This window comes from Undibacterium sp. Di24W, assembly GCF_049340325.1.
Classification (GTDB): Bacteria; Pseudomonadota; Gammaproteobacteria; order Burkholderiales; family Burkholderiaceae_D; genus Undibacterium.
Genome location: NZ_JBMPOP010000004.1, coordinates 529,384 through 543,268 on the forward strand (window position 1 = coordinate 529,384; position 13,885 = coordinate 543,268).

Consider the following 13,885-nt stretch of genomic DNA (forward strand, 5'->3'; position numbering starts at 1 on the left):
TATGACTGAAACGACAAATTACGGTATTCTGTCGAAAGGGAAACAAGATCATGGAGATTACCTAGTTTCGTGTTTGGTAAGAAGTATACCAGCAAGCTTTGGAGAGATAATTTCAAATTTGCTTAATTTAACACTGCCTATCTGCTGCTTGTCGGCTGAAACGACTTTAAAAGCGTTAATACTTGATCTTAAAACGATTGACTTCCAAAAAAAATTAAAGCGAATAGCGATTTCACTATTCAATAATAAATTGACATTCATGACTACAAAAAAGAAAGACATCACTCCGCTGCGTACTACTCATCTGCGCGGACCGAACATTTGGACATATCGCCCCGTCATCGAAGTTTGGCTAGATATTGGGGAATTCGAAGAGCTCCCTTCCAATAAACTCCCCGGCCTGTATGAACGTCTGACCGAGCGACTACCTGGTTTGCTACAGCATCGCTGTGGTGTTGGTGAGGTCGGCGGTTTTCTGGAACGTCTTAAAGAAGGCACTTGGGTCGGTCATATCTTAGAGCATGTCGTCCTTGAATTACAAAATCTGGCAGGTATGCGTACCGGATTTGGCCAGACCCGCTCGACCCATGTCGAGGGCGTGTACAAAATGGCCTTCCGGACGCGTCAGGAGCAAGTAGGTAGGGCAGCGCTTAGTATGGGGCGTGATCTCTTAATGGCTTTGATTGAGAATCAAAACTACGATTTTGATGCAGAACTCCTCAAATTACGCGATATGGTCGATGATTTGTGTTTAGGGCCAAGTACCGCACACATCGTCGATGCCGCGACTGACCGGAACATTCCGTCTATACGTTTAACAGAAGGTAATCTGGTGCAATTGGGTCACGGTGCAGCACAGCGCCGCATCTGGACGGCAGAAACCGACCGTACCAGCGCCATTGCAGAAAGCATCGCAAGCGATAAAGACATGACCAAGTCGCTTTTGAAGGCATGCGGCGTTCCCGTGCCAGAAGGCAGCTTGGTACGCAGTGCCGAAGAAGCTTGGGAGGAAGCACAGGACATTGGCTTACCGGTCGTCATTAAACCCTATGACGGCAATCATGGTCGTGGCGTCACATTAAATTTGATGACTGAGCCCGAAGTCATCGCTGCTTATGAACTAGCTGCTCGCAAAGGTGACAGCAAGAGCGTAATTGTTGAACGCTACATTACCGGCAACGAACATCGCTTATTAGTGGTCGGCAATCAATTAGTCGCCGCAGCTAAAGGCGAATCGCTTTGGATCATCGGCGATGGTCAATCCAACATCAATGAATTAGTTGCACAACAAATCAATATCGATCCACGTCGTGGCGAAACAGAAGAATTTCCTTTAGGTTTAATTAAACCAGATGAAAGTGCTGAAATCATTTTGGAACTTAAGCGCCAAGGCATGGACGCAGAATCAGTGCCAGCAGATAAGCAAAAAGTTTTGATTCAACACAATGGTAATGTCGCAATTGATGTGACCGATGAAGTTCATCCCGACATAGCCCGTATCGCGGCCTTAGCGACACGCATCATTGGACTCGACATTGCCGGTATCGATTTGGTCTGTGAAGATATCTCCCGACCGTTGGAGCAACAAGGCGGTGCCATTATCGAAGTCAATGCCAGCCCTGGTTTGTTGTCGCATTTAAAGCCCGCTGTAGGCAAACCGCGCGATATAGGCTCGGCCATCATCAAGCATTTGTTTGGCCCCATTGATAATGGTCGCATTCCTATCGTTGGCGTAGCTGGCAGTAAGGGAACTAGCTTAATTTCACGCTTGGTTTCTAGTATGTTGAGTATTAGTGGTAAATACTCCGGTGTTGCTTGCGCGGATGGCCTCTATCTGGATCAACGTCAGGTAGTGAAAACCGACTGTACGTCTTGGGATGCAGGCCAACGCCTGCTACTGAATCGCAACGTGCAAAGCGCTGTCTTTGAAACCAACGCTAATCGTATTTTGGCGGATGGTTTAGCGTACGATAAATGTACGGTGGGCGTTGTGACTGATTTGGACGGCATAGAAAATCTATCTGGCTTCTACTTAACTGAAGCCGAACAAATGTTCAAAGTCATGCGTTCGCAGATTGACGTAATTCTGCCGCATGGCTGCGCGGTCATTAATGCGGATATCAGTCAAGCTGAGGATTTGGCAGAATTATCTGATGGCGATGTCATTTTTTATGCGAACTCGGGTCAAAATACGACTTTACGCAAACATTTAACAGACGGTAAGCGCGCGGTATTTATACGTGATGAGTGCATTGTTTTGGCAACCGGTTTAGAGGAGCTCAACTTAGTCGCACTGTCTTCGCTCAAAACCAGTAAGGCAGAACAACCGGAAGCAATCATGGCAGCCATCGCAGCAGCCTGGGCTCTGGATATTGCATCCGATTTGATCGTTGCCGCTTTGCGTAATTTCGATTCAAATCCGCCGAAAAAACAATATTAAAACCATGGCTAAAAGGTCGCCGTTTTACATTCAGCGAAAGCAATGCGACCTTGCAGAACCAGCAAAGTAGACATTTTGGCGTTTGCGCCGTAGATAGGATAAAGGTTTATGGAAGTTTCACGAATCAGGGCTTTACGTGGCCCTAACCTCTGGAGTCACCACACTGCGGTTGAGGCGATAGTACGCTGCACGCCAGAGGAATTATCGATCAATAAACTACCCGATTTTGAAGCACGTTTGCGTGCCCTCTTCCCAGAAATTGGCCCCTTGCAAGCGACGGGTCATGATGATGCGATTCCGTTAGCGCGTGTGTTTGAGCTAGCAACGCTCGCTCTGCAGGCGCAAGCAGGCTGCCCGGTTACATTCAGCCGTTCTACCCAAACTCTGGAAGAAGGCATTTTTCAAGTAGTCGTAGAATACTCAGAAGAAGATGTAGGTCGCCTGGCATTTGAACTGGCTGAGCAATTGTGCAAAGCAGCTTTAGAAAATACCAGCTTTGATTTAACGTCGGCATTAAATCAATTGCGCGATCTAGATGAAGACTTACGCTTGGGACCATCTACCGGTTCTATCGTTTATGCAGCGGTGGCACGTAACATCCCCTATCGCCGTCTGACCAGCGGTAGTTTGGTGACTTTTGGTTGGGGTAGCAAACAACGCAAAATTCAAGCCGCCGAAATGGATGGCACCAGCGCTATTGCAGAAGCCATTGCGCAGGATAAAGAACTGACAAAAAAATTACTCGATGCTGCTGGCGTGCCAGTACCTTTAGGTCGTACCGCAATTGACATAGAAGATGCATGGAAAATTGCGCAAGAAATCGGCCTGCCCGTAGTAGTTAAGCCTAAAGATGGCAATCAAGGTAAAGGTGTCACTGTCAATGTCACGACGCGCGAACAATTAGAAGCTGGCTATATCGCAGCGAGCGAATTCCGCGATGATATTTTGGTCGAACGCTATTTGCCTGGCAATGATTTCCGCTTGCTTGTCATTGGCAACAAACTGGTTGCTGCTGCTCGCCGCGATCCACCGCAAGTCGTGGGTGATGGTACACATTCTGTTCGTGAGTTAGTTGAACAAGTCAACAAAGATCCGCGCCGTGGCAGTGGCCATGCAACCTCATTGACCAAGATTCGTTTCGACGACATCGCGCTAGCAAGCTTGGCCAAACAAGGTTATACCGCAGACACTGTGCCATCGAAAGGCACACGTGTCGTTTTACGCAATAACGCTAATCTTTCAACGGGTGGCTCCGCCACTGACGTAACAGACGATGTACATCCAGAAGTTGCCGCGCGCGCCGTCGCTGCCGCACAAATGGTGGGACTGGACATCTGCGGCGTAGACGTGGTCTGTGACAGCGTTTTGAAACCGATAGAAGATCAGAACGGTGGCGTAGTCGAAGTCAATGCGGCACCTGGTTTGCGCATGCACCTTTCCCCATCTTTCGGCAAAGGTCGCGCGGTAGGTGAAGCCATTGTTTCGGCCATGTTTGCTGATGGCGATGATGGACGAATTCCTATTATTGCGGTCACAGGCACCAATGGAAAAACCACCACGGTACGCTTAATTGCGCATCTATTGACAGTCAGCGGCTTGCGCACAGGAATGACGAATACTGATGGTGTTTATGTAGAAGGTCGTCAAATTGATAGCGGTGACTGCAGCGGCCCACGTAGTGCCCGCAATGTTTTATCCCACCCTGACGTTGATGCAGCGGTATTTGAAACTGCTCGTGGCGGTGTCTTACGTGAAGGTCTGGCCTATGATCGTTGTAAAGTCGCGGTAGTCACCAATATTGGTACTGGCGACCACTTAGGTCTGAATTACATCACCACCGTTGAAGATCTGGCCGTATTAAAACGAGTGATAGTACAAAACGTAGCGGAAAACGGGGTTGCTGTCTTGAATGCGGCCGATCCGATCGTTGCAAGCATGGCCAGCAATTGCACTGGTGCCGTCACCTTCTTTGCAGCAGATAGCCAATTGGCAATCATGACTGCTCATAAGGTTCGAGGACATCGAGTCGTATTCATAGAAAACGGTGATCTGGTCGCTGTAGAAGGTAAACTTGTGCAAAGAATTCCATTATCTGAAATTCCGATTACCCGAAATGGCACGATTGGTTTCCAAATCGAAAACGTCATGGCATCGGTGGCGGCAGCGTGGGCGACTAACATTAATTGGGAAGCGATTCGTAAGGGTTTGAAAAGCTTTATGAATGACAGCGACAATGCGCCTGGTCGCTTTAATGTTTTCAATTATCGCGGTGCGACTTTGATCGCCGACTATGGTCACAATCCTGATGCGATCAGCGCTTTAGTACAAGCGGTAGAAAGTATGCCTGGCAAACGTCGCTCGGTTGTTATTAGTGGCGCGGGTGATCGTCGCGATCAAGATATTCGTCAACAAACTGAAATTCTGGGCAACGCTTTTGACCAAGTTATTCTGTACCAAGATCAATGTCAACGTGGTCGTGCGGATGGTGAAGTCGTAGCCTTATTGCGCGCTGGTTTAGCAAACGCTAAACGCACGACCGACATTCAGGAAATTAATGGTGAATTTATCGCGATAGATACTGCATTGTCGACTTTGGGTGAAGGCGACCTATGCCTGATCTTGATTGATCAGGTTGAAGAAGCTTTGGCACATATTGCGGCACGAATTGTTGAAGGCTAAGCTGTTTGCCTTATAAGTTCTGTACCAATGAAAAAAGCCGGAGCAATCCGGCTTTTTTCATTGCTTATCATTTTTAACGGCCAATTATTGACGTCACATTATCATGCCCACCCGCCCCAAATAGCTGCTCTTTCAACACAGCCAACTGATCGCGCACTTTGGCAGCTTGTTCAAACTCAAGGTTCTTGGCGTGATCGAGCATCAGTTTCTCTAAGCGCTTAATTTCTTTACTGATCTGTTTCTCACTCATCGCTTCGTACTTCGCTTGCTCCTGAGCGACCATTAAATCATCGCGCGCTACCTGCGGGTTGTACACGCCGTCGATGATGTCTTTAATTTTCTTATTGATGCCCGTCGGCGTAATATTGTTGGCGGTATTAAATGCAATTTGTTTGGCACGACGACGTTCGGTTTCATCGATCGCACGACGCATGGAATCAGTAACGCGATCTGCATACAAGATCGCCGTACCATTCAAATTCCTTGCAGCGCGACCTATGGTTTGAATCAGACTACGCTCTGACCTCAAGAAACCTTCTTTATCCGCATCCAAAATCGCCACCAAAGATACCTCCGGCAAATCCAATCCTTCGCGCAACAAATTAATCCCAACCAAGACATCAAAGGCACCAAGCCGCAAATCACGCAAAATTTCAACACGTTCCACAGTATCAATATCGCTATGCAGGTAGCGTACCTTGACGCCGTTATCGCCTAAAAACTCCGTTAACTGTTCGGACATACGCTTAGTCAAGGTCGTCACCAAAACCCGTTCATTGAGCTTCACACGCAAGGTAATTTCATTCATCAAATCGTCGACTTGCGTTAACGCCGGACGCACTTCTATGCGTGGATCAACTAATCCTGTCGGACGCACCACTTGCTCGACCACCTGATCTGCATGCTGTTTTTCGTACTCCGCCGGCGTAGCAGAGACGAACACCGTTTGCCGCATCTTGCTTTCAAATTCTTCAAATTTTAGTGGCCGGTTATCCAGTGCAGATGGGAGACGGAATCCATAATCAACCAAATTGGTCTTGCGTGAACGGTCACCGTTATACATGGCATTTAATTGCCCAGTCAGCACATGCGACTCATCTAAAAACATCAAGGCGTCGACAGGTAAATAATCGACCAAAGTCGGCGGTGGGTCACCAGGTTTTGCACCACTTAAATGACGTGAATAATTTTCAATCCCTTTGGTGAATCCAATCTCCGCCATCATTTCCAGATCAAAACGCGTGCGTTGTTCGATGCGCTGTTCTTCAATCAATTTATTTTCGCGACGATAAAAGTCCAGACGTTCACGTAGTTCTATCTTGATCGTTTCTATCGCTCGCAAAACGGTCTCACGTGGCGTCACATAGTGTGAGCCTGGATAAACTGTAAATCGCGGGATTTTTTGCTTAACGCGCCCTGTTAAGGGATCAAATAAGGCGATGCTTTCAACTTCATCATCAAACATTTCCAGACGCACGGCTAACTCAGCATGCTCGGCTGGAAAAATGTCTATGGTGTCACCACGCACACGGAAAGTACCACGCCCAAAATCCACTTCATTGCGCGTATATTGCATTTGAATTAAACGTGCGATCACATCGCGCTGACTGAGTTTATCCTTGGCGCGCAAGGTCAAAATCATTTTGTGGTATTCGTTGGGATTACCAATACCGTAAATCGCCGACACCGTCGCAACGATAATCACATCACGTCGTTCCATCAAAGACTTAGTGCACGACAATCGCATTTGCTCAATGTGTTCATTGATCGCCGAATCTTTTTCGATAAACAAGTCCCGCTGCGGCACATAAGCTTCTGGCTGATAATAATCGTAGTAACTCACGAAGTACTCGACCGCGTTACGTGGAAAGAATTCTTTAAACTCACTATACAACTGCGCTGCCAAGGTCTTGTTTGGCGCAAAAATGATAGCGGGTCGACCAGTACGTGCGATGACATTGGCCATCGTATACGTTTTACCTGAGCCCGTTACACCTAGCAAAGTCTGAAAAAATAAACCATCATTGATACCTTCTACCAATTGCGCAATCGCAGCTGGCTGATCTCCTGCAGGTTCAAATATTTGACAGAGCTGAAATGGCGAATCAGGAAACGTAACGAACTTCGTTTCTACATCTTGCGCAACGACAGAGAGTAAATCACTCATGAAAAAACCTTAGAAATAGGCAATAAGAACAATATGCCAATAGCCAATTATCTTAACACGAGCCCGAACAAAGAACTTTCGAGCGAAATGAGTAGCGGCCTGACAAATTAAGCAAAACGGCCGCCGCGATATCGATTACAAAAAATCAAAAAAGCTGCAACGAACACCAAGCTGCGGACCTTAAACATTATACTGTATATTTAATCAGTAAATGAAGTAAACTAGAAAAGGCTTACTACCAAAGCCAGAGATACTACTCCGCCATAAGTTCAAAATCGGCCAAACGCTATGTAATCCCTGTCAAAAATCACGATCATGGGTACACGAGCAAATTTACCCCTAGACACTTAAGTCCTGCATTTGATTTGCCGTATCTTGTCCAGCCGTGACAATCGGCACTCTAAGATTGATCCAGGACTAATGAGGAAGTGTTTGCGCGATTAAGTGCGGCGTAGTCAAAGGATCGAAATCGCACCAATCACCATCAACAATCTTGCCAACACTACTCTCTATATCCACAGCGCCAAAGGCGTTAAAAATATCAATGGCATCGTTCTCCTCACGTGCACCCTCAACACATACCGCAACCATCATGCCAGTCTTGCGCTGCCTCAACGTGTTCTCTCCACCAACTTCACCCGCACCTTGATCCTTCATTTCTGACACACTGCCAATCAGGGCTCCGATATGTGCACCTGTTGCGGCGCCAAGTACAGGCGCAAATGGACCTCCAATTGGGATTACAACGACACCAAGTGCCGCGCCAAGCAGGCCACCGCCGCTCACACCAATTGCAAGTCCGGTCAGTACTTCTTTCGTTCCCGGAGAATCAAACCTGTCTCCGCCTTGAGGCAAGATATCATGCTGTCCAGGTGGATTCACATAAAAAGAGCTGATGTATTTTTCATCAAATTTGGCGCTTCTCAAAGCCAACATGAGCTGTATAACTTGATCCTGTTGCTGAATGAATCCTGCGATGATTTGCGGCATAAATAATTACCTTCCATTAAAACCAAAAATCCATCAAAAGCCGACAATTGATAAACAACACGATCCTGCACTCAATCAAAGTAAGTCCGGTCTAGATTCTTCCGATTAACAATAAAATCAACAGAATTACAAAAACCAATCCCAGTCCACCACTTGGTTCGTAACCCCAGTTACGACTATGAGGCCATCGTGGAAACGCACCGATCAGCATAATGATTAGAATAATCAATAGAATAGTAGCGATACTCATATAAGCTTTCTTATAAAGATAAACCAATCTGCATTTAAACTAAGATTCAATGACCAGTCCGTGCGGCGACACACAAAAGAGATTCATTCCAAAAACTGACTTCATTTAATTTTTAAAAAAATTGGCTAGCCTCAGAGGGTATTTGGCGGGCATTCATCTCCAATTAGAGCTGTCCGCAAGCAAAGAGCACGAACTGAGATGGATAGTCCTGGTGAAATTAAAGTTTTCAACTTTGTCTTACGGGGCGCACAAATAGCAAACTCGCACGCATGCATGTCCTTTATCTATAGCAGCGAGCAGCATAGTGTTTTGTGACAGAAATCGATTTTGACCAGTGGATGAACGCGCAATCAATGCTGACTGCTAAAGCATGAGTCAAAAAATTTTCCAATTTGGAAAAATGAAAGACGATTACTAGAAAAGCCCGTCAGCAAAGCGTTTACACTGAAATGGACAATCTTTAAGCCCCCAAAACAGTAGGTAAAAAAAGCATTCTCAAGTAAAAACTTTTGACAAGTTTAGGAATTCTCCCTATAATGTTTGTCTCTGTTCCTTGATAGCTCAGTTGGTAGAGCGACGGACTGTTAATCCGCAGGTCCCTGGTTCGAGTCCAGGTCGAGGAGCCACAGAATTTTGTAGCTCTAGAAATAGAGATGTAGTGCAATAAAAGTTTAGAGGTAATGCTTCTATTCCTTGATAGCTCAGTTGGTAGAGCGACGGACTGTTAATCCGCAGGTCCCTGGTTCGAGTCCAGGTCGAGGAGCCAAATTAAAAAAGAGTTTGTGAGAAATCACAAACTCTTTTTTTTTCGCCCATACCATCTTAGGCCATAACGCAATTCATGCTCCAGCTCGACTATTCCCTTCGCTGCCGAATAAAGTAAGCAATGCTCAACTACTCCATCAGGGCTTTTCAAACAGGAAGAAAATTTAGTTCACAGCAATCCGATTGCAAGCCCCAAAACCAGCCCAAGATACGATCTCATTTGCGCCATTCAAAGTACCAATCAACCCGACTAGCACGCAAAATGAAATAACAGTTTCAAGGCTAACGGGTAGAACTGAGATTTCTACCCGTCCTTGAATGCTAGCCTCTTACGCGATCAGGTTAGCCGTAGTGATAGTGCCAACGGTACCTGTCAGTTGCACAAAGAAATCGGTATTATCAAACTGGCTGGTATCTGAACCCGTGTTCTGGAACAGATAAGTGCCTGCTGCTGAGCCTGTCTGTATCGTGATCAGGTAAGCCTGGCCGGCGCTATTGAGCACAACAGACAAACCAGCGGTTATCGTGGCCAGATAGTTAGCCGTAGTGGCATTGCCGATAATGTAGGAACCCACACTGGCTGCATTGACGCCCGTCTTGAAGTAATCCGTGCCAGTCGCATTGAAATTACCCACCACGTCTACCTGCGTTTGGTTCGACATATTGGCGCCCGTTTCTATCAGGGTCTCCGAGCCTGAACCAGCGGTTTGAAGGTTAATCGTATCCACCACCCCCGCACCACCTGTGACGGTAGTCGCTGCAGGACTGGAACCAAGCAGATTCAACGTCTGGCCACCACTACCAAGGGTAATGGTGTTGTCACCCGTGCTCTTGGTATAGTTCAGCGTGACACCTGCGCCATTGACGTTGGTAAGGCTAGCTGTACCTATGCTGCCCGCTACGTTAATGACTTCGATGTTGGCGACCTTGGTACTCAGATCAATGTTCTGCGTCGTGGTCGCGCCGATGTTGAGCGTATCTGTACTATTGCCGCCATCCACCGTGGTCAGGAAATTGATGATCTGGTTGGAAGTGAAGTTGAAGATATCAACACCTGTGCCACCAATCACACTGACCGCCACGTTGGTAGAAGTGAAGTTATTGGTGCCATTGGAGAGGTTATACTTCTCTATCGTGTTGAAGGCATTGAAACTACCAGCCGTAGCCAGGTTCAGCGTCTCAGTTCCTGCGGCATTGACGACGCCGGTAAACTGCGACATCTGGGCAATGGTTGCCGTGATATTGGCATTATTGGTCACCGTCAGATTTTCAAAGCCGGTGATCGTGGCATTGCTGATATCGGGTGTCGCTGAGAAGAACGCCAGACTATCTGTACCCGTGCCACCAGTATAAGTGCCGAGGATGGTCACGCCATTCAGAGCCAGGCTATTATTGCCGTTACCCAATGCCGCCGTGCTGGAAACGGTGGCGTTGATTGTCACATTGTCGTTACCACTACCGCCAGTGTAGTTAACACCTGCAGTGGCAGAGTTCATATTGACTGTGTTGGTACCGCTTGCACTGCCTTTGACAGTGGCTGCGCCTGCCAGGGCGCCGGATGTCCAGCTAAAGCCGCCTAGCGTGATCCCGCTGGCATCCACCGTCGTCAGCGAGGTGCTCGATGATGACAGGGTCAAGCCTGCATTACCACTCACATTAAAGGTCTTGACCGAGTTACCCAGCCAGGTCACGTTGTCATTGAAAGCGCCTGTCGGTGTAGCCTGGGTGTCGTTGACACTGATGTTGACTGTCTCAACACCGGATGCTGTAATACCGGTGGTCGCAAAAGAAACGCCACCAGTGCTGCCATCAGTCAGCGTCAGGTTGATGATATCGTTGACACCACCCGCAAAGGCGGCATTGGCAAGGGTAACGGCGGTTCCCGCGCCATTCAGCGTGACATTGCCATTGCTCGGCAAGTTGTTCAACATCAGTCCATTGGCGCCAGAGAAAGTGACATCGTTATAGTTGCCCAAGACCTGCAAATCAATGGTCTCGTTGGTGACCCCGGTGAGTCGTAATTTCTCAAAGCCGGTGACATTGGCAGCAAAGGTACCGGAACCTGAAGCTGTGGCAGCATAAGCAGCCGACAGCACTATCGTGTCAGTGCCGGAGCCGCCATTCACAACGATAGGTAACAAGGCTGAGTTGGGAATGAAAGTATCATCGCCTGTGCCGCCATTGATGGTCGTAAAGCCCGCTGAAGTATTGTAGGTGATGGTGTTGGTGCCGTTTGCCAGGTTCAGAACCTTGATATTGCTGATGGTGCCGCCGGTGCTACCGTTATTGAGTGTGACTGTTCCTGCTGTAGTCAGGGTCAGCACATCGCTGTCGGCAGCATTACCTGCGATGGTCGTACCATTGAGGCCAGGAATACTCGACATGAAGATGTCATTGGCACCAGAATTACCATTGAATGTGCCACCTGGGGTGACGGCAACCGCATTGGCAATGCCGAAATCACTGGCAACGATGCTGCCTACTGTACCGCCCAGTTTGACGATAAAATCGCTGCCATCCACCGCAGTTGCACTGCTACCGGAGTTCTGGAAGGCATAGGTGCCCGCCGCCGTGCCGCTGTTGACAACGATGGTGTAAGCCTGACCTGTGTTTGCCAGACCCGCACCCGCTGCCGTCGCTGCTGTAGCGATCGCTGCTGCGAGATTGCTGCTGTCGGCATTGGCAATATTCAGGCTAAACAGTGAGGTAGGCACAACACCTGTACCGAAAAGGTCTGCACCCGCTGCTTTGAAATTATTGACGGTATCAATGGCATTGATGTTCGAGCCGGCTGCGATGGTATCCGCCCCGGCGGCTGTCGTGGACAAATTGATGATATCAGCACCAGAGCCGCCAGTGATCGTGCTGGCACCTGTTCCCGTACCCAGAATATTGAGGGTCTGGCCGCCAGAACCCAACGTGATGCCATTGATCGCTGTGGAGGCTGACTTGGTGAAGTTCAGGGTGACGCCAGCGCCATTCTCATTCGTCACGGTCCAGGTTGGGGTCGTGCCACCTGTGACATTGACTGTTTCTACATTACTGACTTTGGCGGACATATCTAAAGCTGCAGTCACAGCGCCGACCGCAAGCACATCTGTGCCAGCGCCGCCGTTTATTGCGGTCGATGCGGTGATGATGGCTGAACTAGCGTTGATGGTGTCATTACCTGTGCCGCCTGTCACCGATACCAGGCCGGTTGCAGCCGTGAAGATATTGTTGCCGTTTGCCAGTACATAATTCTCTACATTCGCACTACCCGCTATCGTTCCTGCGGTGGTGAGGTTAACCGTCTCAGCTGCCGCGGCCGTGACCGTAGCAAAACCAGCAAATTGTGCTGCCGTCATAGTAACGGAAGCATTATTGGCGATATTCACAGCTTCAAAACCACTCACATTGGCCGCACTAATATTGCTGCCATTGACTAGGAACAGAGTATCACTGCCTGAACCTGCAACAAAGGTGCCACTATACGTCTTGCCTTCTAAGGTGAGATTATTGTTACCCGCGCCCAAATTGATATTGCCCGCCAACATAGAGCTACCAGAATTATTCAGGTTAACATTGTCATTACCATCGCCGCCATTGATGGTCGTAATACCCGAAGTAGCTACAGTAAAATTAATATTGGTTCCCGTATTATCGGTAGCCAGCGTCTTGATATTGGTGATGGTATTGCCATTGCCTATACTGACCGTGCCACCGCCAGAGATCGTGATTTTGTCTGCATCACTGCCATTACCGTTAACCGTAGTGCCTTCCAGTGCCGCCACATTGCCGGTAAAATTCTCGTTCAGTCCAGGTGTGCCGTTAAATGTGCCACCTGCGGTCAGCGCTGTACTATTGGCAGCTTGGCCATTACCATTCGATGGACTAGTGCCCACCGTGCCGGCAATAGCGCTCCCACTGCCGGACACCAAAATTGCATTGGAAGTCGTATTATTGTTGACACCACCACCCGTTGCATTCGAAGCCGACGTCACATCATATACCAGCGTGCCACCAGTGACGGAGATATAGGACAAATCAATATTATTCACACCAGCGATATCATCAACAATCGTCAATTGATGTGGCCCCGCACCAGTGAAGGTCATTACCGGACCAGACAGACCCAATGCTGCTCGTGCAGCGATTAATGCTGCATATTGACTAGCGGTAATTACTACAGCTGAATTAGAAGTGATGTTCTCGATGCCAGACAATGTTGCGCCTGTCAAATTGATCGCACCGTAAGTCACCAAGGTATCGTTACCATTGCCCAAGTTGATGGTGTCTGTGACTACACGAGCTACTGCTGTTGCAGTAGATTGGGTGTTGATAGCAACACCGTTTTCTGTCACAGCATAAGTACCAGCAACATAGTTACCCAACAAGACAACGCGGTCTGCACCAGCGCCTAATTGCAAGAAGTTCGCGCCACGGCCCAAAGTTACGTCCAACGCAGATTGTGCTGTCAATGCACCAGCATCGATCGATACACCAACCGTTGCTGCTGCAACGTTGACGTTGTCGATTGCACGGATAGTCAAACGCTCAATGTGTGTTGTTGTGTTAGCAGCTTGGAAGCTGTCAACCAATGCGTCAACGATAG

Annotated in this window: 6 protein-coding genes and 2 tRNA genes; 4 read left to right on the plus strand and 4 right to left on the minus strand. The window is 48.1% G+C overall.

Annotation, left to right across the window (positions count from 1 at the left end):
• Positions 1-259 precede the first annotated feature (259 nt).
• A complete protein-coding gene (gene cphA / locus ACO0KZ_RS11505) occupies positions 260-2,440 on the plus strand; it encodes a cyanophycin synthetase (protein ID WP_422995281.1) in 2,181 nt (726 codons plus the stop codon).
• A 108-nt stretch (positions 2,441-2,548) separates the two neighbouring features.
• Positions 2,549-5,119 (plus strand): cyanophycin synthetase, encoded by a 2,571-nt coding sequence (gene cphA, locus ACO0KZ_RS11510; protein ID WP_422995282.1) that lies wholly within the window; start codon positions 2,549-2,551, stop codon positions 5,117-5,119.
• A 73-nt stretch (positions 5,120-5,192) separates the two neighbouring features.
• Here the strand turns inward: cphA (ACO0KZ_RS11510) and uvrB are convergent, their stop codons facing one another.
• From uvrB to ACO0KZ_RS11525, 3 genes are all read right to left on the minus strand, one after another.
• Positions 5,193-7,286: an excinuclease ABC subunit UvrB gene (gene uvrB, locus ACO0KZ_RS11515; RefSeq protein WP_422995283.1), complete on the minus strand. Its 2,094-nt coding sequence runs from the start codon at positions 7,284-7,286 to the stop codon at positions 5,193-5,195.
• Positions 7,287-7,703: 417 nt separating this feature from the next.
• Entirely contained in the window at positions 7,704-8,276 is a 573-nt protein-coding gene (locus ACO0KZ_RS11520; protein WP_422995284.1) for a hypothetical protein, read from the minus strand.
• Between the two features lie 91 nt (positions 8,277-8,367).
• Positions 8,368-8,526 (minus strand): DUF3309 domain-containing protein, encoded by a 159-nt coding sequence (locus ACO0KZ_RS11525; RefSeq protein ID WP_422995285.1) that lies wholly within the window; start codon positions 8,524-8,526, stop codon positions 8,368-8,370.
• A 550-nt stretch (positions 8,527-9,076) separates the two neighbouring features.
• Here ACO0KZ_RS11525 and ACO0KZ_RS11530 point away from each other — a divergent pair.
• Together ACO0KZ_RS11530 and ACO0KZ_RS11535 are read left to right on the plus strand one after the other, a co-directional pair.
• Positions 9,077-9,152 (plus strand) — tRNA-Asn (locus ACO0KZ_RS11530).
• A 64-nt stretch (positions 9,153-9,216) separates the two neighbouring features.
• A tRNA-Asn gene (locus ACO0KZ_RS11535) sits at positions 9,217-9,292 on the plus strand.
• Positions 9,293-9,620: 328 nt separating this feature from the next.
• On the opposite strand, the gene ACO0KZ_RS11540 is transcribed toward ACO0KZ_RS11535, so the two are convergent.
• Positions 9,621-13,885: beta strand repeat-containing protein (locus ACO0KZ_RS11540; RefSeq protein WP_422995286.1), on the minus strand; the 4,265-nt coding region annotated here is incomplete at its 5' end.